Here is a 19,319-nt window from a genome sequence, read left to right as displayed (position 1 = left end):
AATATGTGCTACATATTGGGCAAGGTTATTTATTGATGAAATTAACAAGATTTTATAAGACAAGAAAGGTGAAAAAATGTCAGAAAAAGTTTGGGTATTAGGTGATGCCGTTGTGGATTTAATCCCTGATGGCGAACAACATTATTTACGTTGTGCTGGTGGTGCGCCAGCCAATGTTGCTGTTGGTATCGCCCGTTTAGGCGGTGAAAGTGGTTTTATTGGTAAGGTAGGAAAAGATCCCCTTGGTGAATTTATGCAACAGACCTTGCAACAAGAAAAGGTGGACACCACGTTTATGACCTTAGATCCCACACAACGCACTTCAACAGTTGTGGTTGGTTTAGATCAAGGTGAACGCAGTTTTACCTTTATGGTAAACCCAAGTGCGGATCAATTTTTGCACGTTTCTGAACTTCCCACTTTCACTCAAGGACAATGGCTACACTGCTGTTCCATTGCGTTAATTAACGATCCTTCCCGCACGGCGACTTTCACCGCAATGAAAAATATTCATCAGGCGAAAGGCTATGTCTCTTTCGATCCCAATTTGCGTGAAAGCCTATGGCAAAGCCTTGATGAAATGCGTGAAGTGGTAATGCAAGCAGTCGCTTTAGCTGATGTGCTGAAATTTTCGGAAGAAGAACTCACCTTTCTAACAGAAACAGACAGCCTTGAAAAAGCCTTTGAAAAAATCACCGCACTTTATCCACAAAAGCTGATTATCGTTACGCTAGGCAAAGAAGGCGCACTTTATCATTTCAATGGCAAAAAAGAAATTATTGCAGGTAAAGCCTTACAGCCTGTTGATACTACGGGGGCAGGCGATGCCTTTGTTGGCGGATTACTGGCTGGGCTTTCGCAAAAACCAAATTGGGACACAGATAAGGCAACATTAGTAGAAATTTTACGTCAAGCCAATGCTTGTGGTGCTTTAGCAACCACCGCAAAAGGCGCAATGTCTGCCCTGCCAAATCAAGTGCAATTAATCCATTTTTTAAATCAATAAGGAGAACGCTGATGATAATTTTCAACGAAGGAAAATACAAAAGCCTCTATGCTGCCGAACAAGGTGAGTTAGCAAAAATTGCTCAAACGGTCGCACAAGATCAGGATTTTCGCCCAGTTTATCATCTTGCTCCGCCAACAGGATTACTTAATGATCCAAATGGCTTGATTTTTGACGGAGAAAAATATCATCTTTTTTATCAATGGTATCCTTTTGATGCCCTTCACGGAATGAAGCATTGGCAACATTTTACCACACAAGATTTTCAACAATTCACCCAAGCCGATCTCCTTATACCTTGTGAATTGTATGAAAGCCACGGCTGTTATTCTGGTGGTGCGCTATTAATTGAAGGCAACATTGCCGTGTTCTACACGGGCAATACCAAACGCCCAAGTGATAATCAGCGTGTGCCTTACCAAAATCTTGCAATTTTCAGCAAAGCAGGAAAATTGTTGAGTAAACGCCCCCTGATTAACCAAGCACCAAAAGGTTATACCGAACACGTACGCGATCCAAAACCATTCCTAACCAAAGAGGGCAAAATCCGCTTTATTTGTGGCGCGCAACGGGAAAATCTAACGGGTACTGCACTGGTATTTGAAATGGATAATTTAGCCGATACTCCACGTTTATTAGGTGAACTTGCCCTACCTGACTTTGACAATCAAGGCGTATTTATGTGGGAATGCCCTGACTTATCGCAAATTGGCGATCAATCCCTGTTTATCTGGTCGCCCCAAGGCAAAGCCCGTGAAAGCGAGCAATATCAAAATAATTATCACGCCGTCTATGCACTGGGCAATATTAACGATCGCCAATTCCACGCCGAACACATTGCTGAATTGGATCAAGGCTTTGATTTCTATGCACCACAAACCTTTTCTGGCACGCAAACGATGCTGTTCGGCTGGGTTGGGTTACCTGATTTAAGCTACCCTACGGATTGCTACAAATGGCATTCAATGCTTTCATTGCCACGCCAATTACGTTTACAAAACGGTAAAATCTATCAGCAACCCATTGAAAATATTTATAAAAATATTACCGCACTTCAATCTACTCACGTTCAAAAAGAGACTGTTATTGCAAATTTAGATCGTGCTTATATCAAATTTGATGCTGAAGCTCAGCCATTCACATTAAACTTTTTTACTAATGCACAAAATCAGCATTTAACCCTAAGTTATGATGGCAAAGTGCTATGTCTAGATCGTCGCCAAACTGAACAAACCGATTCGATGAAATCCTTTGGCGACAGGCGTTATTGCCGTATTGAAGGCTTGCATCAAGTGGAAATATTCTTTGATCGCTCGGTGATTGAAATTTTTCTTAATCAAGGTGAAAAAACAATGACTTCACGCTTCTTTATTTGTGCTAGAGAAAATCTAATCCGTATAAATAGACCGCTTGCACTACAAGTGGGCTATCCAACTGCCATCACTTACCACACTAAAAGTTAGAGAAATTTAAAGCAAGGCTTTTTTCTTTATATGCTACAAAAAATAGAAAAAGTGCGGTACAATTCCGCACTTATTTTTATCTAAAATTAACCAATCGCCGAGAAAATAATGGAAGCATTTAATCAATATATTCCTGATGAAATCACGATGTGTCGTTTTGGGGCAAAATTAATGCAAATTGCAAGCAATATCCCGACAGATAACGGCATTATTATTTATTTAAACGGCGATCTTGGGGCAGGCAAAACCACGTTAAGCCGTGGGATGATTCAAGGGCTAGGTTATTCAGGCAAGGTAAAAAGCCCCACTTATACGTTAGTTGAGGAATATCATTTAACGGAAAAATCAATTTATCATTTTGATTTATATCGTTTAAGTGATCCCGAAGAATTGGAGTTTATGGGCATTCGTGATTATTTTAATGCGCAAAGTATTTGCTTGATCGAATGGTCAGAAAAAGGGCGAGGTCTATTACCGCCAGCCGATCTCATTATCAATATTGACTATGTTGATGATGCACGTAATGTTGCACTCCTGCCCAACTCCAGAGAAGGTAAACAAATTTTACAATTAATGAAACAAACTATTTCGTCACCCAGCTAAATAAAAATGATGAAAAAATATTATTTATTTCTTACCGCACTTTGTTCCTGTGTATTGCTCACTACACCGGCATTTGCTGCTGCGTGGACTATTGCTATCGATCCCGGCCACGGTGGAAAAGATCCGGGAGCAATTAGCCGTACACAGAAAATCTATGAGAAAAATGTTACGCTTTCTATTGCCAGAGAGCTAAAAGCCTTATTGGATAAAGATCCCAATTTCCGTGCGGTTCTCACTCGCAAAGGCGACTATTATATTTCTGTCCCTGAACGTTCTGAAATTGCACGTAAATACAAAGCAAACTATTTGGTTTCTATTCACGCAGATTCCTCCGTTTCACCAGATTTACGCGGTGCTTCCGTGTGGGTGCTGTCTAATCGTCGTGCAAACAGTGAAATGGGGCAATGGTTGGAAGATCACGAAAAGCGTTCCGAGCTATTAGGTGGCGCAGGCTCAGTGCTTGCTTCACATAAAGAGAAATATTTAGATCAAACGGTGCTTGATTTACAATTTGGTCATAGCCAACGTGTGGGCTATGAATTGGGTTCGATTGTGTTACGCCGTTTTGCTCAAATCACGACGTTAAGCCGTAGCACGCCACAACACGCGAGTCTTGGGGTATTGCGTTCGCCAGATATTCCTTCGATCTTAGTGGAAACAGGTTTTTTGTCTAACCCTGATGAAGAAAAAAAACTTAATTCTCTTGCATATCGCAAAAAATTAGCCCGTGTTATTTATGATAGTCTGGTTGATTTTCGTCGCCGTAATGTCAAAACGGAAATCAATGTGGCTAAAACACCTAGTACAGAAAGTGCGGTCAAAAATACGCGTGAAACCACTAGCGACTTACCAAAAGATAGCGGTATTCGCCATAAAGTGAAAAATGGTGAAAGTCTTGGGGGATTAGCAAACAAATATAATGTCAAGATGAATGACATTATTGCATTAAATCAGCTTAAACGCCGTGAGCTTTGGATTGGTGAAACCATTAAAATCCCTGATAATGGTAAAAATAGCAAAACAGAAAACAGCAAGTCGAACAGCACAAATACAGATAGCAGAAAAACAGATAAAACGGCGAATAAAAATACAAAAACCGAGAATAAAGGAAAAGATAAAACAACACCGAAATTCCATACAGTGAAAAAAGACCAAACCCTGTATGCGATTTCTCGTGAGTATAATATTCCTGTGCCTACCTTATTGAAATTAAACCCAAAACTCAAAGATGGGAAAGTAAAAACAGGACAAAAAATTCAGCTAAGGAATTAGGAAAAACAATGCCAATAAAAATTCTGCCACCTCAGCTTGCTAATCAAATCGCCGCTGGTGAAGTTGTTGAACGTCCCGCGTCAGTCGTCAAAGAACTGGTAGAAAACAGCCTTGATGCTGGCGCAACAAAAATTCAGGTAGATATTGAAAATGGCGGTGCCAATTTAATTCGTATTCGAGACGATGGTATCGGTATCGCAAAAGATGAACTCGCCTTAGCCCTTGCTCGTCACGCCACGAGCAAAATCGCCAGTCTTGAGGATTTAGAGGCCATTTTAAGTTTAGGCTTCCGCGGTGAGGCGTTAGCAAGTATTAGTTCCGTTTCTCGCCTGACCCTGACTTCTCGTACCGAACAACAAAAAGAAGCGTGGCAGGTTTATGCGCAAGGGCGAGATATGGAAACCACCATCAAACCAGCTTCACACCCAGTGGGAACAACGGTTGAAGTGGCTAATTTATTTTTTAATACGCCAGCAAGACGCAAATTTTTACGCACTGATAAAACTGAATTTGCTCATATTGATGAAGTGATCCGTCGTATCGCCTTAGCAAAACCACATATTGCCTTTACGCTTACCCATAATGGGAAAACAGTGCGTCAATACAAAAGTGCGGGGGATTTTTCGCAAAAATTAAAACGAATTGCAGCGATTTGTGGGGAAGAATTTGTTCAACACGCCTTACATATTGATTGGAAACACGATGATCTCCATCTTTCAGGCTGGGTTGCCGATCCTTTCTTTAAGCATAGCCAAAATGATTTAAACTATTGCTATGTAAATGGCAGAATGGTACGCGATAAAGTGATCACTCACGCCATACGCCAAGCCTATGCAGAACATTTAGAGAGCAATGAATATCCTGCTTATATTCTTTTTATTGATATTAATCCCAATGATGTAGATGTTAATGTTCATCCAACAAAGCACGAAGTGCGCTTCCAGCAAGCTCGCCTTGTTCACGATTTTATCTACCAAGGCATACAAAATGCCCTGCTTACAAGCCTAGAACTCGGCGGAAAAATGCTTAATGCTGAACATAAACTAACGCAACAACCGCTCTCGTCTGAACTCAGCGAACAAGCCACATCACAAGTGCAAGAACCTGACGGGGTATGGCAACCTAATGTTGGAAAACTTAATCGTAGTGCAGCAGGAAGAAATATTTTTCAACCAACGGACTATTCGGCTTCCCCCTCGCTGAATAAAGAAAAAGCGACAAATCATCCCGCTATTCCACCAGCAGGTTATAGCAAGCCAAAAAGCGAAATCACTAAAACAGAAAGTCAGGCTTATGGCGAATTACTTCGCCCAGCCTCACCGACACAGGGAGAAAACCCAGTTTTAACCGTTCAAACGACGCAAGAAAGTTCACTGCCAACGAGCCGAATGTTACGTGCATTAGCCTTAGTGCAAAATCAAGCGCTACTTTTACAGCAAGAGCAGGAATTTTATTTATTACCAATCAAAAAATTACAACAAATGCAAACGATGTTGTCTTTGCAGAAAAAAGATATTCCCCAGCAAGCATTATTAATTCCTATACTCTTCCGTTTAGATGAAAAACAGCAATCGGCTTGGGAAAAACAACACACCTTTTTCGCTCAAATCGGTTTTCACTTTAATGAAAATCTTACTCAACATCGAATTAGCCTGATTAAGGTGCCTGCCTGCTTACGCCAGCATAATTTACAGCAATGTGTAGGAAACTTACTCAATCAACAAAACGAAAATATGCACCAATTTTTGACCGCACTTTGTCAACAGCTTGATTATACAACGATAGACGTATTTGGAGATGCGGTAAATTTACTCAATGAAACCGAACAATTATTACATCGACAGCCAAATCAATCGCTTTCTCCGCTATTTATTCCTATTGATTGGCAAATCTATTTAGGGAAGGAAAATAGCTAATGCATACAAAGCCACGAGCCATTTTCTTAATGGGGCCAACTGCTTCAGGGAAAACAGACTTAGCGATCAAATTACGCCAACATTTCCCAGTTGAAGTCATCAGCGTCGATTCTGCCTTAATTTATCGGGGAATGGATATTGGCACTGCAAAACCGAATGCCGCTGAACTTGCTCTTGCTCCGCATCGTTTAATTGATATAAAAGATCCCAGTGAAAGCTATTCGGCGGCAAATTTTCGCCACGATGCCTTACTGGAAATGGAAAACATCAGTAAACAGGGTAAAATCCCCTTGTTAGTCGGTGGCACAATGCTCTATTACAAAGCCTTGCTGGAAGGACTTTCGCCATTACCTTCGGCAGATGAACGTTTACGCCAAGAAATTGAGCAAAAAGCAGTGCAAATCGGTTGGAATGGCTTACATCAAGAGTTAGCAAAAATCGATCCTGTTTCTGCGCAACGTATTAATCCGAATGACAGCCAACGGATCAACCGTGCGTTAGAAGTGTTTTATCTCACGGGAAAATCGCTCACTGAACTGACTGAGCAAAAAGGTGAGGCGCTGCCTTATGACATCACACAATTTGCCATCACCCCACAAGAACGCCAAGTATTACACCAACGTATTGAACTGCGTTTTCATAAAATGATTGAACAAGGTTTTCAACAAGAAGTCGAAAAACTTTACCAACGTGGTGATTTACATGCTGATTTACCTTCTATTCGCTGTGTTGGTTACCGCCAAATGTGGGATTATTTGCAGGGTGATTATGATCATCAAGAAATGGTATTTCGTGGAATCTGTGCAACTCGCCAGCTGGCTAAGCGCCAGCTTACTTGGTTACGTGGCTGGAAATCACCGATAACTTGGTTAGACAGTCTCAGCCCTGATAAATCCTTTATGCAAATCGCGCAAACGTTAAAATAATTGAGGCATAGTGATGACATCTGTCAAGATTATTGCTATATTGGCTCACGGAGACGATTTTTGTTCCCCATAAAAAACCCTATAACTAATATAAGAAGGAAAATAACAATGGCAAAAGGACAATCATTACAAGATCCTTACTTAAACGCATTACGTCGCGAACGTATTCCTGTATCCATTTATTTAGTCAATGGCATTAAATTACAAGGACAAATTGAGTCTTTCGATCAATTCGTCATTTTATTAAAAAACACTGTAAATCAAATGGTTTACAAACACGCAATTTCAACTGTTGTGCCTGCTCGTGCAGTTTCTCATCATAATAATCAAGCTCACCAGCAACAACATAACGCAACGCAAGAAATGGCAACAGAAACCTCAGCAGAATCACAGACTGAATAATTTTGGATCATTTAGCTTTTCCAAGTGCGGTGAAAAATTCAGATGAAATTTCTACCGCACTTTTTTCATCATCACAAAACCACTCGCAACAGGCTATTTCGCAAGATCGAGGCATTATTGTACAAGCCTTTTTTTCTGCCGATAAAAATCTTGATGACTTAACTGAATTCCAGTTGCTTGCTGAATCTGCGCAAGTAGATATTGCCACCATTATCACCACAAGCCGTACCACGCCACAAGCGAAGTATTTCGTTGGACAAGGCAAAGCAGAAGAAATTGCCCAAGCAGTAAAAGATCACAACGCCAATGTGATTTTGATCAATCATTGTTTGACGCCTGCACAAACGCGTAATTTAGAAAGCCTGTGTGAATGTCGTGTCGTAGATCGCACAGGGTTAATTTTAGATATTTTCGCCCAGCGCGCACGCTCTCACGAAGGGAAATTACAAGTCGAATTAGCCCAATTAAAACATCTTGCCACTCGTTTAATTCGGCGCAAAACAGGCTTGGATCAACAAAAAGGCGCGGTAGGCTTACGAGGGCCAGGAGAAACCCAATTAGAAAGCGATCGACGATTGATTAAAGTTCGTATTGCACAATTACAACATCGCTTAAATAAAGTGGAAAAGCAGCGTCATCAAAATCGTCAGACAAGAAAGAAAGCAGATATTGCCACAATTTCATTGGTCGGCTATACCAATGCGGGTAAATCCACCTTGTTTAATTTGCTCACCAAGGCAGAGGTTTATGCGGCGGATCAACTTTTTGCTACCCTTGATCCTACCCTCCGCCGTTTAAACATTCCAGATATTGGAAGCACAATTTTAGCAGACACGGTAGGCTTTATTCGAGATCTACCACACGATCTGGTTTCCGCGTTCAAATCCACCTTACAAGAAACCAGCGAGGCAAGCCTGTTATTACACGTTGTGGATTGCGCTGATGTACGAAAACGAGAAAATATCAATGCGGTGAATGAGGTTTTGCAACAAATCCAAGCCGATCAAGTCCCGACATTACTGGTTTATAACAAAATTGATCAAGTGGAAAACCTTGTTCCACATATTGAATATGATGATCAAAATCGTCCAGTGGGCGTGTATATTTCTGCCCATTTACAACAAGGTATTCCCTTATTATTTGAAGCCATTCGACAAAAATTAAGCAAAAGGATTGTGCAATTACAACTTTGTTTGCCACCACAAGCAGGCAAAATCCGTCATTGGCTGTATGAAATGGATTGTATTCGTGAAGAGAAAATCAGTGAGCAAGGGGAATTTTTACTCAAGGTAAATATTGAGCAAAGCGAATGGCAAAAATTATTAAAAAAACAACCGCACTTAGCAAACTACCAAGATGAATAAAAGCTGCTTTTGCGGTATTTCCCCCTTATTTTCCTATGCCATATTGTTTTAATTTATTGGCGATGGCAGTATGCGAAACGCCTAATCTTGAAGCCAGTTTTCTGGTGCTAGGATATTCCTCATAAAATTTCTGCAACACCATTGCCTCAAAATTATTCATAATTTCATCAAGGGTTTGATTAGCAAATTGCTCAATACTTGGTAATGCAATTTCCTGTTCCACTAAGTGCAAATCCGCAATAGCAAGCTGATTATTCTCAGCCAAAGAACAAGCTCGATATAACGCATTGTGCAATTCTCGTACATTCCCCGCCCAAGTATAATGGGCAAGATAATTTAAAAATGCACCATCAAAATGGGGGACGGAAATCCCTAACTGTTGGCTAATTTGTTGGACAAATAATGTGGTAAGTTGTGGAATATCTTCTTTGCGTTCACGTAGCGCTGGAATATTAAGACTTAATACATTAAGGCGATGAAATAAATCTTCACGCATTTTGCCTTTTTCTACATAATGACTAAGGGGAACTTGTGAGGTACAAATCACACGAACATTAGCATAATGCTCTTTTTCCTCGCCCACACGGCGAAAAGTACCATCATTTAAAAAACGTAATAATTTTGCTTGTAAACTAAGTGGCAACTCTGCCACGCTATCTAATAATACGCTACCCCCATTCGCATATTCAAAAAAGCCTTGATTTACCGTTTCCCCATAAGCTCGCCCGAACATTTCACTTTCTGCATCTTCACTCGGTAAACCGGCACAATTAACCGCAATAAACTTATTTTCTCTTCTTTGACTAGAAAAATGGCAAGCTTTGGCGATGAGATCTTTCCCCGTACCGGTTTCACCTTGAATAAGCAAAGGCGCATCAAGCAGAGCAAATTTTTTGGCTTTTTCCACCACCTCTTGCATTTTGCGACTTTGTGTAACCACTTGTGAAAAAAGATTTTTTTCTGCTGACATTACTGGCTTTCTATCCCATTTTTCTGATAAAACTGGCAAACATTGTAAACTTTTCCGTAAAAATGGAAAGAAAAATTTACAATCTTAATCGTCTTTTAAGATAGTCGTTTATTTTTAAGAATAGACCTATTGAAATGATAACGGTTATCAATTAAAATCTTTCCCCTTTATTTATTCGCTCATAGGAAATATCGTGTTTGAATTAAACGCAGTGTCGTTCGCCTTGCCTGAAAAAGTGTTGTTGCACCCTATATCACTGCAATTTAACACGGGAAAAATCTATGGCATTATTGGACCAAACGGATCGGGAAAATCAACCTTAATCAAACTTCTCGCTCGCCAACAAATGCCAACCAGTGGGCAACTCAAATTTAATCAACGTCTCATTCAGCAATGGAAACATAGAGCCTTTGCGCGCGAAGTTGCCTATCTGCCACAATATTTGCCACAGGCAAATAACCTAACCACCAGAGGGCTGCTACAAATGGGGCGTTATGCGTGGAATGGACTATTAGGGCGTAACCTCAAACAAGACGAACAAGCCATTCAAAATGCACTTGAATGGACAAATATGCAAAGCTACGCCAATCAATTTGTCGATACCCTTTCAGGGGGCGAACGTTCTCGTGTATGGCTTGCAATGTTACTGGCTCAACAAAGCCGTTTTTTATTATTAGATGAACCGTTAGCGGCATTGGATATTGCACATCAAGTGGAAGTGATGCAACTCATTCAAAAACTGGTGAAAAACTTAAATCTAGGGGTGATTATTGTGATCCACGACATCAATCTTGCCGCACGTTTTTGTGATGAGCTAATCGCCTTGCAGTCGGGCAAATTATTAATGCAAGGCTCCCCACAAGACATAATGACACCACAAGCCTTAGCACAGATTTATCATATTCATTTACAGGTGCAAGCTCATCCCATTGATCACATTCCTGTTGCATTTTTTTAAGGGGAAATAGTGAAAATACTGGCTTATTTCTTACACATTTTTCTACTTATTTTTACGACACCTGTGCTTGCTAGTGCGAAAGTAGCAACCTTAGACTGGACCATTGCCGAAACCCTATTAGGGCTAGGTGTTTCCCCGACTGCGGTTGGTGATAAGCAAAGTTACCAAAATTGGGTGAATGAACCCAGCTTGCCTGCTACAACGATTGATTTAGGAACAAGATTGCAACCGAATAAAGAATTGCTTGCACAACTTGATATTGATGCCTTTCCTAATAGCGATATGTATCTTGCGACGGCACAGGCTAATTTACCTTATTTACGCAATATCAATAATATCCCCTTAGTCAATTTCTATAAAACAGGAGATTTTTGGCAAAACCAACTACAAGCAACACACCAACTTGCACAAGTAATCAATGTTGATCCCACCGCCCTGATTACGCAAACATTAACTACGTTTGCAAGCCAGAAAGCCGCACTTCAAGATGTGCGAAATCGTCCTTTATTAATCGTACAATTTATTGATGGTCGTCATCTGCGAGTGTATGGCAAACAAAGCCTACCGGGTGTCGTTCTAACACAACTCGGTCTCCAAAATGCGTGGCAAGCGCAGGTAAACTTATGGGGATTTAGCCTAATTAGCCTCAATCAACTGGCTCAATTTGCGCAAGCTAAACTGGTGATCATCAAGCCTTATCCCCAAAATGTTCCGAAGGAGTTAGCGAATAATAGCCTATGGCAAACGCTCCCTTTAGCGAAAGATCCACTCATTCTTCCTGCCATTTGGACATTCGGAGCATTACCATCTGCACAGCGTTTAGCCATTGCATTAAGCCAAGGGTTACGCCAACCACAAGGGGAACAAGCAAAATGGTAACACGCCGTTTAATGCCAAGCCTTGCTGTCATCGTAGTGATTTTATTTGTTCTCGTGCTTTTTCAACAACTCGGGCAAAGCGACACGAGTCAGCTACTCGTCTTTAATTTTACCTTGCCAAGAGTGTTAATGGCGATTTTATCTGGAGTGAGTTTAGGGATTGCTTCGTTGCTCTTACAACAAATAATGAATAATTCACTTGCTTCAGACAGCACACTTGCCGTCAGTGCTGGGGCGCAATTTAGCCTTTTTGTGGTAACACTATTTTTCCCTAGTCTATTACAATGGGGTTCAACCCCCATCGCCTTTATCGGCGCATTATTTGCACTCAGCTTAGTCTTACTCCTCGCTTGGCGAAAAATGGTTTCCCCTTTGTTGATTGTCCTTGCTGGACTTGTCGTGAACTTTTATCTCGGCGCATTTTCCTCTTTACTCATTCTTTTTTATCCTGAGGAAAGTCGTGGTTTACTCCTGTGGGGAAGTGGCTCATTAGTTCAAGAAAGCTGGTATGATAGCCTCACTCTATTGCCATTACTGGCGCCAGCCATTTTGGCTGTCATCTTACTTAGCCCCGCTTTACAAGCATTACAACTCGAAGAAAGCAATGCACAAAGTTTAGGCGTGAATGTAAAAAAAATTCGCGTTATTGGCATTTTACTCTCGGCTTATTTGGTCGCCATCGTGGTCAGCCGTGTTGGTATGCTTGCCTTTATTGGCTTAGCCGCAACTACGCTTGCTCGCCAATTCCCAGATTACCGAATTAAAACCTTATTATGGCGAAGTGCCTATTTTGCCAGCAGTTTATTACTTATCGCTGATCTCAGCCTGCAATTACTCGAAAAATGGCAAACGATGACCTTACCAACAGGCTCAATTACCGCCTTGCTCGGCACACCGTTATTATTATGGCTCGTCTTTAAACATCGCCAACAATATGGACGCGTACAAGAAAATGCCATAACGTGGAAAAATACGCCGCAAAAAAGCACCGCACTTTATTTACCTTTACTTTTACTGGCTGCACTATCCTGTTCCTTATGGCTAGCGCAAGGAATAGATGGCTGGCAAATCTATTTGGACAATAACCTGTTTACCTTGCGTTTTCCTCGCATTGCCTATGCATTTTGTGCGGGAATAATGCTTGCCGTAGCTGGAACCCTATTACAACGACTAAGCCACAACCCAATGGCAAGCCCTGAATTGCTTGGCATTACCTCTGGGGTAAGCTTTGGTGTATTGCTTGCCATTTTTATCACCGGCACCACCTTACTCAGCCAATATGCACTATGGGGAGGATTGGGAGCGTGCTTCATTGTCTGGCTGATTTGGATAATCAATCGCCGTAATGGTTTACAGCCCGATCAAGTATTACTCACAGGAATAAGCATTTCAGCCTTATTTGAAGCGGTACAACGAATACTGGTTGCAAGCGGCGATCCACGAGCTTGGCAATTATTAAATTGGGGATCGGGTTCAACCTATTACGCAACAAATGATGTGGCGATCCCAATGCTGTTTATCGCGATTATCCTCTTTTTATTCAGCTTTATTTTCGTCCGTTGGCTAGATTTATTTGCACTAAATAGCGTCATTGCCCAATCTCTTGGGGTAAATATACTCAAGGCGCGCGGTATCCTATTTGCTTTTGCCATTTTACTCACGCTATTTGCTACCTTGCTCATTGGTGCATTAAGTTTTATCGGCTTGCTTGCGCCCCATTTAGCCTATCACCTAGGCTTTCGTCATAGTAAAAACCAACTCCTCGCTGCAGGATTATTAGGCGGAACCATTATGGTTATTGCCGATTGGCTAGGACGCCAGCTGCTATTTCCCTATGAAATTCCAGCAGGCTTGATTGCTACCTTACTCGGTGGCAGCTATTTTTTATGGCTAATGAGAAAAATATAACGAATTTTACGGAAAATTCATAAGATGTTGTTACAGAGTTTTCCTCCCTTAAGTAAGCACATTACTTAAGTAATCCCTCGCCAAGTGCGAATTTGGAGGAATTTTATACCACACTAAAAATAAGCCGTTATAAAGTGCGGTCAAAAAATTCCAATTTTTTGATAATAAAGATAGGAGAAATCCAATGAAAAAACTCACACAACTTACCTTAATTTGCGGACTTGCTTTGCCTTTTGCCAGCCAAGCACACGATTTATGGGCTTATGCCCAACAAGCCGAAGCGGGCAAAGATTTGCTTGCAGTGCTTGGCTATGGCGATCACTTTCCTGAAGGAGAAAAAATTGCCGAGGGACGTTTAAATATCTTAAATCCGTTGGTGTTACATCGTGCGGACGGCACAAGTACTACCCTAACCCAAAAGGGCGAAAATTACCATTATGTTACCACCAGCCCATTGGCGAAAGCAGAATACAAAATTTCAGGTAGCTACAAACCAACCTTCTGGTCAAAAAATGACAATGGTTGGAAACGTGAAAACCTCAGTCAAATGAAAGATGCCAATTACTGTGAAGAATCCAGTATGTTTTCATCTACCTATGTGAATACAGGGGTTGAGGTTAGCGACTTTGCTATCAAACCTGTTGGGTTAGATTTAGAAATTGTTCCCTTAGTTGATCCAACCACCTTAAGTCCGATGGAGGTTTTCCCTGTACAGGTGCTATATAAAGGGCAACCAGCCAAAGGCATTACGGTGATTGGAACGACAAACGAATTTACCAAACTTGATGAAAAAGCGGTTTATGATCACCGTGAACCACAAGCATTTTCAGGTAAAACGGATTCACAAGGAAAAGTGAATTTTATTCCAGCCCTAAAAGGCACTTGGAAAATCAAGGCAATTTATGAAATGGATTACCCAGATCAAAAAATCTGCCAAAAACGTAAATTGTATAGCACTTATACATTTAGTATTAAATAATAAACGATTAGGCTAGCTCATCTTGCTAGCCTTTTACTCGGAGCTTTTATGACAAAAAAATTTTTTAAATTATCACTAATTTCCACCGCACTTTTTATCACAAGCCAAGTTGTTATTGCAGAAGAAATACAATTAGCCCCTATTGATGTAATTGGATCCGTATCGAAAACGGGGAAAGTAGAATATCTTTCACCTGGTTCAACGGAAACCTTAGATCAAGCAAAAATGAGTGAGAAAGGATACCAACAAGTCGATCAAATCGGTCGTTATGAGGCAGGCATATTAAGCCAGCCTTTTGGCGGAGATATAGACACCCATGATTGGATTAAAATTCGAGGATTTAATCCAACAATTCGCTTAGATGGAACAACATTATACGATTTTGGTTTCTATCATTGGCAACCAAACTTGTATGGCTTAGAAACAATAGAAATAGTAAAAGGTGCTGATTCTTTAACTTATGGAAGTGCCAACGCAGGTGGTTTAATTAACTTAATCAGTAAACGTCCAAATAAAGAAAAAGTTGGGCAAGGAGAAGTTAAACTCACCTTAGGTAATCGCCATGAAAGAGGCATTGCTACAGACTATACGGGAACAATCAGTGAAACGGTACATTACCGTATTGTAGCGGACTATCTACGCCATAATGGTGAACCCAAAGGGAGTTATAGTGATGCGTACTATCTTGCTCCTAGTCTATCTTGGAACATTTCTCAAAATACAAATTTCACTTTATTAGCAAGCATTCAACACGATGATGGTATACCGTCTTCGGGCTTTTTCCCTAAATATGACATACTAAAACGTGGCGGCTTTTCAAGTCGAACAAATTTCGCACAAAATGTTGATGAATACTTCAGACGCAATCAATATAGTATCGGTTACGAATTGAGGCATCAAGTTTCAGATGGATTAATATTTAGCTCAAACTATCGGTATGCTTATAGCAACAAGGATCAATTTAGTGCCTCTTTAGGCTGGGACGGAACAAGCCTTAGTACAATGCTCATACGGGGTAAAACATTTACTCATACAATTGATAACCACCTTAGCCAAACTTGGAAATTTAATGAGATAGAAAATACTTTACTGGGTGGTTTTGATTATTCTCATTCAAAAAATACTGCATCTAATGGTTACGGTAAGGTAGCATTAAATAACCTTTATGGTAATTACCCAACCGCAGCAGCCCCTTTTTCTGCTTTAACGCCTTATATAAATAAAGATCGTCAATTAGGTCTTTATCTTCAAAACCATTTTAGTTTCCAAAATAAATTACTCATCAATTTAGGTGTAAGACGTGATTTTGCAAAAGGTGATTATCGCAGTGCATCACAGAATAAACCCTATGATGTTGCACAAAATACTTATGCTGCTGGGATAATGTATATTACCGAAAATGGGTTAGCTCCGTACTATAATTATTCTGAATCATTCAAACCTCTCCCAAGTACCAATGTGAATGGTACGTTTGTGAGATATAAGCCCTATGAAGGAGAACAACACGAGTTTGGATTAAAATACTTACCTCAATTTATTGAAGGGAAGTTATCTCTTGCCTACTTTAATCTAAAAGAAAAAAATGCACTTATTACCAATACTGTTAACGGACACTCCATTAGCACTCAAGCTGGAAAACAAACAAGTAAAGGTATAGAGTTACAAGCTGATATAAATTTAACGGAAAATTTAGCTACACTTGTTTCTTATACATATACTAAATCCAAAACTCACGCAGATAAAATCACTCGTACTGCACTCATTCCAAAACATAGCTATTCTGCTTATTTAAATTACCGTTTTACAGGCAATGCCTTATCAGGTTTACAACTTGGTACGGGCATTCGCTATACAGGAACTAGCACAAATGGGATGAGTGATGAAAAAATCCCAGCCTATACTCTCGTTGATATTACGGCAAAATATGATTTTTCACCACATTGGGGTGCTCAATTAAATATTTCTAACTTACTGAATAAAAAATATGTGAGTGCTTGTGATTCATATTGGTGTTATATGGGGGAAGGTCGCAGAATCACAGGGAATATTTCTTATAAATTCTAATTTAAAATAATCTCAGGGCTGAGCAACTCAGCCCTTTTTCTTTCTACAAAAAATCTGCTATGGTAAGCTCTTCTCTCTCAATATAGGAAAACCGATGTTAAGCTATCTTAAAGAGCATTTTTTTATCCTAATTCTATGGTTAAAAAAACCAAGTAACGCCTTATGGCTCACCCCTATTTTAGGGGCATTATTTGCTGTCTTTCTGGCACTTTTCTCTGCATTGATCGAAAACAAAGCATTGCCGATAGAGATTATGCCTGACGTTAGCGAAGAATTACTCAATGACATTCTCAGCATTATGGCATCGAGTATGTTAGCGGTGAGTACCTTTTCCCTTTCTATTATGGTTTCGGCTTTTTCTTCTGCTTCTAACGGAGCAACGCCAAGAGCGACCGAATTAGTAATGGGAGATAACACCACGCGCCTTGCGATTTCCAGTTTTATTTCAGCCTTTGTTTATGCGGTGATTGCCAAAATAACCTTAGGAATGGGTTATTACAACGAGGCGGGGCGATTCGTGCTGTTTATTGGGACGATTTGTGTACTCATTTATTTAATTACCACCTTGATTACGTGGGTGAGTGCCTTATCACAGCTTGGGTTATTAAATAATACCTTAGAAAAGATTGAAACTGCCTCACAGCAAGCCTTAAACAATTATTGGCAACAGCCAAATATGGGGGCAAAATCCCTTGAGAAAATTCAATTTTCCTACGTAATTCACGCGCATAAAACTGGCTATTTGAGCCATATAAATATGCAAAATTTGCAAGATTTTGCTGATAATAATGATTGCGAAATTGAAATTGCCATTCAACCCGGAAAATTGGTTTATACGAATATGCCAATTGCCTATGTCAATAAGCCCATTGAACACATCGCTCAACTACAAGAAAATTTTATCATCGAAAACAACCGCTCTTATGCGCAAGATCCTAAATTTGGTTTGATTGTATTAAGCGAAGTGGCGCAACGTGCCTTATCGCAAGCGGTGAACGATCCCGGCACAGCAATTAAAGTGATTAGCGTTTTATTACGCTTACTACTTGATAGCAAAGCAGAAAAGCAAGCGGTGAAATATCATCGTCTGGCAATGTTAAATCTCAACGAACAAGAACTCGTTTTACAATCCTTCACCCCTATTTGTCGTGATGGTAGCGCAATGTTAGAAATTCACATCAAAGTACAAAAAGCACTCGCCATACTGTGGAGGCAATCAGATAATCAAGCCATTTGTAACGCCGCATTCAAACAAGCAAAAATAGATTTAGATTATGCCCTAAACGGACTTTCACTGGAAAGCGAAAAGGCACAAATCGACGCCTTACATCAAGCGCTTTTCCATTAAAAAAGTGCCGATTATTCGGCACTTCCCTTATCACTCGGTTGGAATATTTCGCATTCTGTTATTCAGACGATACGTTTTATAGCAAATCCTTAACTAAGGCTAAAATTTCATTGATTTGTGCAGAAGAGAGTTTCCCTTCGTGAACAAACTTCACTTTTGCCTCTTTATCCAACACCACAATCAAACTTTCTTTCTCTTTTAATTTCCACGCATTTTTCACCGCACTTTGATTATCCAGCACAATTTGGCTGTGGGCATTTTCTTTTTTGGCCTTTTCAGCACTACTGCGCACAAAAGCCCCCGTGCCAAAAATCGCATCATCTGCATTAATAATATTTGTAGTTTGATATTGTGCGCCATTAAAATGCTGTGCTTTGATAGCTTCCATTAAAGGATAATTTTTCTCCTTTACCGAGCTACGTCCTGCAATATGTTGCAACACACGAACCTTACCTTTAAGCTGGGTAGATTGCCAAGGCTTTGCACTAATCTCTTGATTTTTAACAATAAGCTCACCTTTATCTGCGACGGTTACCGCAGGTAGGGTTGCATTAAGTTGCAGGTTATGGGCTTGACTGTAAGCACTGGTTAGTAATGCACTGACCCCAAGTAATAAAACTGTTTTTTTCATTTTGTTTCCCTCTAAAAGTCGTTAGTTTAGCGGAAATTCTCTTTTATGGCACCTTTAAAAATCATTACAGAGAAAGAGATTTGTTTGCTATACTTCGCTCGCATTACTACTATTCAATCAAAAAAATGTAACTGATTGTTTATATTGAAATTTAGATAAGAGGAAAAAATGGAACAAACAACTTGTCCAAAATGCCAAGGTGAATATGTTTATCACGATGGTTTAAATTTTGTTTGCCCTGACTGCGCTTATGAATGGTCTGGCGATGAAGAAAATGAGACTGAACAAAAAGTGGTGAAAGACAGCAACGGTAATCTACTACAAGATGGCGATAGTGTCATTTTAATTAAAGATTTGAAAGTGAAAGGCTCATCTATTGTATTGAAAAAAGGCACAAAAGCGAAAAACATTCGCTTAGTTGATGGCGATCACGATGTAGATTGCAAAATTGACGGCCAAAGTTTCTCATTAAAATCAGCGTTTTTGAAAAAAGCTTAATAAATAGAGCTTAAGCATTATAATATTTAGCTATTAGGGAGAGTATTTTATTTCTCCCTTTTATCAATTTCTGAAAAAATCATATCCCACCATAAAATGGCAGAATTAGCTAAAAGTTCATCACATTGATGTT

General features: G+C 40.0%; 17 protein-coding genes. 15 read left to right on the top strand and 2 right to left on the bottom strand.

The features are described 5' to 3' along the window. Positions 1–76: 76 nt before the first annotated feature. The 8 genes from L4F91_RS03510 to hflX all read left to right on the top strand — a co-directional run bounded on the left by L4F91_RS03510 (position 77) and on the right by hflX (position 8,952). Complete coding sequence (locus L4F91_RS03510; protein ID WP_395897298.1) at positions 77–1,006, top strand: aminoimidazole riboside kinase; 930 nt, start codon at positions 77–79, stop codon at positions 1,004–1,006. An 11-nt stretch (positions 1,007–1,017) separates the two neighbouring features. After that, entirely contained in the window at positions 1,018–2,469 is a 1,452-nt protein-coding gene (locus tag L4F91_RS03505) for a glycoside hydrolase family 32 protein (protein ID WP_395897296.1), read from the top strand. A 108-nt stretch (positions 2,470–2,577) separates the two neighbouring features. Further along, a complete protein-coding gene (gene tsaE, locus L4F91_RS03500; RefSeq protein WP_250350594.1) occupies positions 2,578–3,072 on the top strand; it encodes a tRNA (adenosine(37)-N6)-threonylcarbamoyltransferase complex ATPase subunit type 1 TsaE in 495 nt (164 codons plus the stop codon). Positions 3,073–3,081: 9 nt separating this feature from the next. Then, positions 3,082–4,344, top strand: coding sequence for an N-acetylmuramoyl-L-alanine amidase (locus L4F91_RS03495; RefSeq protein WP_250364549.1), 1,263 nt, complete (start codon positions 3,082–3,084; stop codon positions 4,342–4,344). 8 nt (positions 4,345–4,352) lie between these two features. Continuing rightward, positions 4,353–6,260 (top strand): DNA mismatch repair endonuclease MutL, encoded by a 1,908-nt coding sequence (gene mutL, locus L4F91_RS03490; RefSeq protein ID WP_395897293.1) that lies wholly within the window; start codon positions 4,353–4,355, stop codon positions 6,258–6,260. Further along, positions 6,260–7,186, top strand: a complete 927-nt coding sequence (gene miaA / locus L4F91_RS03485; RefSeq protein WP_395897291.1) for a tRNA (adenosine(37)-N6)-dimethylallyltransferase MiaA — start codon at positions 6,260–6,262, stop codon at positions 7,184–7,186. Before mutL ends, miaA begins: the two co-directional genes overlap by 1 nt. A gap of 108 nt (positions 7,187–7,294) precedes the next feature. Next, positions 7,295–7,588, top strand: coding sequence for an RNA chaperone Hfq (gene hfq / locus L4F91_RS03480; RefSeq protein WP_250350597.1), 294 nt, complete (start codon positions 7,295–7,297; stop codon positions 7,586–7,588). A gap of 2 nt (positions 7,589–7,590) precedes the next feature. After that, entirely contained in the window at positions 7,591–8,952 is a 1,362-nt protein-coding gene (gene hflX / locus L4F91_RS03475) for a ribosome rescue GTPase HflX (protein ID WP_395897289.1), read from the top strand. Positions 8,953–8,977: 25 nt separating this feature from the next. Here the strand turns inward: hflX and L4F91_RS03470 are convergent, their stop codons facing one another. Then, a complete protein-coding gene (locus L4F91_RS03470; protein ID WP_265762119.1) occupies positions 8,978–9,922 on the bottom strand; it encodes a sigma 54-interacting transcriptional regulator in 945 nt (314 codons plus the stop codon). A 193-nt stretch (positions 9,923–10,115) separates the two neighbouring features. Here L4F91_RS03470 and L4F91_RS03465 point away from each other — a divergent pair, with 193 nt between their 5' ends. The 6 genes from L4F91_RS03465 (at position 10,116) to L4F91_RS03440 (ending at position 18,057) form a co-directional block, all read left to right on the top strand. Next, positions 10,116–10,880, top strand: coding sequence for an ABC transporter ATP-binding protein (locus L4F91_RS03465; RefSeq protein WP_395897286.1), 765 nt, complete (start codon positions 10,116–10,118; stop codon positions 10,878–10,880). Positions 10,881–10,889: 9 nt separating this feature from the next. Further along, positions 10,890–11,759: an ABC transporter substrate-binding protein gene (locus tag L4F91_RS03460; RefSeq protein ID WP_395897284.1), complete on the top strand. Its 870-nt coding sequence runs from the start codon at positions 10,890–10,892 to the stop codon at positions 11,757–11,759. Further along, positions 11,753–13,666: a Fe(3+)-hydroxamate ABC transporter permease FhuB gene (gene fhuB / locus L4F91_RS03455; RefSeq protein WP_395897282.1), complete on the top strand. Its 1,914-nt coding sequence runs from the start codon at positions 11,753–11,755 to the stop codon at positions 13,664–13,666. Before L4F91_RS03460 ends, fhuB begins: the two co-directional genes overlap by 7 nt. Positions 13,667–13,850: 184 nt before the next feature. Continuing rightward, entirely contained in the window at positions 13,851–14,645 is a 795-nt protein-coding gene (locus tag L4F91_RS03450; protein ID WP_250350602.1) for a DUF4198 domain-containing protein, read from the top strand. Positions 14,646–14,693: 48 nt separating this feature from the next. Beyond that, positions 14,694–16,709 (top strand): TonB-dependent siderophore receptor, encoded by a 2,016-nt coding sequence (locus tag L4F91_RS03445; protein ID WP_250350603.1) that lies wholly within the window; start codon positions 14,694–14,696, stop codon positions 16,707–16,709. 94 nt (positions 16,710–16,803) lie between these two features. Then, positions 16,804–18,057 carry a DUF2254 domain-containing protein gene (locus tag L4F91_RS03440; RefSeq protein ID WP_395897280.1) on the top strand — a complete coding sequence of 418 codons (1,254 nt, stop codon included), beginning with the start codon at positions 16,804–16,806 and terminating at the stop codon, positions 18,055–18,057. Positions 18,058–18,133: 76 nt separating this feature from the next. Here L4F91_RS03440 and L4F91_RS03435 read toward each other — a convergent pair whose 3' ends face one another. Next, a complete protein-coding gene (locus tag L4F91_RS03435) occupies positions 18,134–18,688 on the bottom strand; it encodes a YtfJ family protein (protein WP_395897278.1) in 555 nt (184 codons plus the stop codon). Between the two features lie 168 nt (positions 18,689–18,856). Here L4F91_RS03435 and L4F91_RS03430 point away from each other — a divergent pair, with 168 nt between their 5' ends. Next, positions 18,857–19,186 carry a zinc ribbon domain-containing protein YjdM gene (locus tag L4F91_RS03430; protein ID WP_395897276.1) on the top strand — a complete coding sequence of 110 codons (330 nt, stop codon included), beginning with the start codon at positions 18,857–18,859 and terminating at the stop codon, positions 19,184–19,186. Positions 19,187–19,319 lie beyond the last annotated feature (133 nt).

Source organism: Avibacterium sp. 20-126 (assembly GCF_044358625.1).
Classification (GTDB): domain Bacteria; phylum Pseudomonadota; class Gammaproteobacteria; order Enterobacterales; family Pasteurellaceae; genus Avibacterium.
The sequence above is the reverse complement of the archived record's forward strand: the minus strand, read 5'-3'. Positions and strand labels throughout refer to the sequence as shown.

Coding starts and splice junctions, on each gene's coding strand:
- L4F91_RS03510 (WP_395897298.1), top strand. CDS start 77: ATGTCAGAAAAAGTTTGGGTATTAGGTGATGCCGTTGTGGATTTAATC.
- L4F91_RS03505 (WP_395897296.1), top strand. CDS start 1,018: ATGATAATTTTCAACGAAGGAAAATACAAAAGCCTCTATGCTGCCGAA.
- tsaE (WP_250350594.1), top strand. CDS start 2,578: ATGGAAGCATTTAATCAATATATTCCTGATGAAATCACGATGTGTCGT.
- L4F91_RS03495 (WP_250364549.1), top strand. CDS start 3,082: ATGAAAAAATATTATTTATTTCTTACCGCACTTTGTTCCTGTGTATTG.
- mutL (WP_395897293.1), top strand. CDS start 4,353: ATGCCAATAAAAATTCTGCCACCTCAGCTTGCTAATCAAATCGCCGCT.
- miaA (WP_395897291.1), top strand. CDS start 6,260: ATGCATACAAAGCCACGAGCCATTTTCTTAATGGGGCCAACTGCTTCA.
- hfq (WP_250350597.1), top strand. CDS start 7,295: ATGGCAAAAGGACAATCATTACAAGATCCTTACTTAAACGCATTACGT.
- L4F91_RS03470 (WP_265762119.1), bottom strand. CDS start 9,922: ATGTCAGCAGAAAAAAATCTTTTTTCACAAGTGGTTACACAAAGTCGC.
- fhuB (WP_395897282.1), top strand. CDS start 11,753: ATGGTAACACGCCGTTTAATGCCAAGCCTTGCTGTCATCGTAGTGATT.
- L4F91_RS03450 (WP_250350602.1), top strand. CDS start 13,851: ATGAAAAAACTCACACAACTTACCTTAATTTGCGGACTTGCTTTGCCT.
- L4F91_RS03445 (WP_250350603.1), top strand. CDS start 14,694: ATGACAAAAAAATTTTTTAAATTATCACTAATTTCCACCGCACTTTTT.
- L4F91_RS03440 (WP_395897280.1), top strand. CDS start 16,804: ATGTTAAGCTATCTTAAAGAGCATTTTTTTATCCTAATTCTATGGTTA.
- L4F91_RS03435 (WP_395897278.1), bottom strand. CDS start 18,688: ATGAAAAAAACAGTTTTATTACTTGGGGTCAGTGCATTACTAACCAGT.
- L4F91_RS03430 (WP_395897276.1), top strand. CDS start 18,857: ATGGAACAAACAACTTGTCCAAAATGCCAAGGTGAATATGTTTATCAC.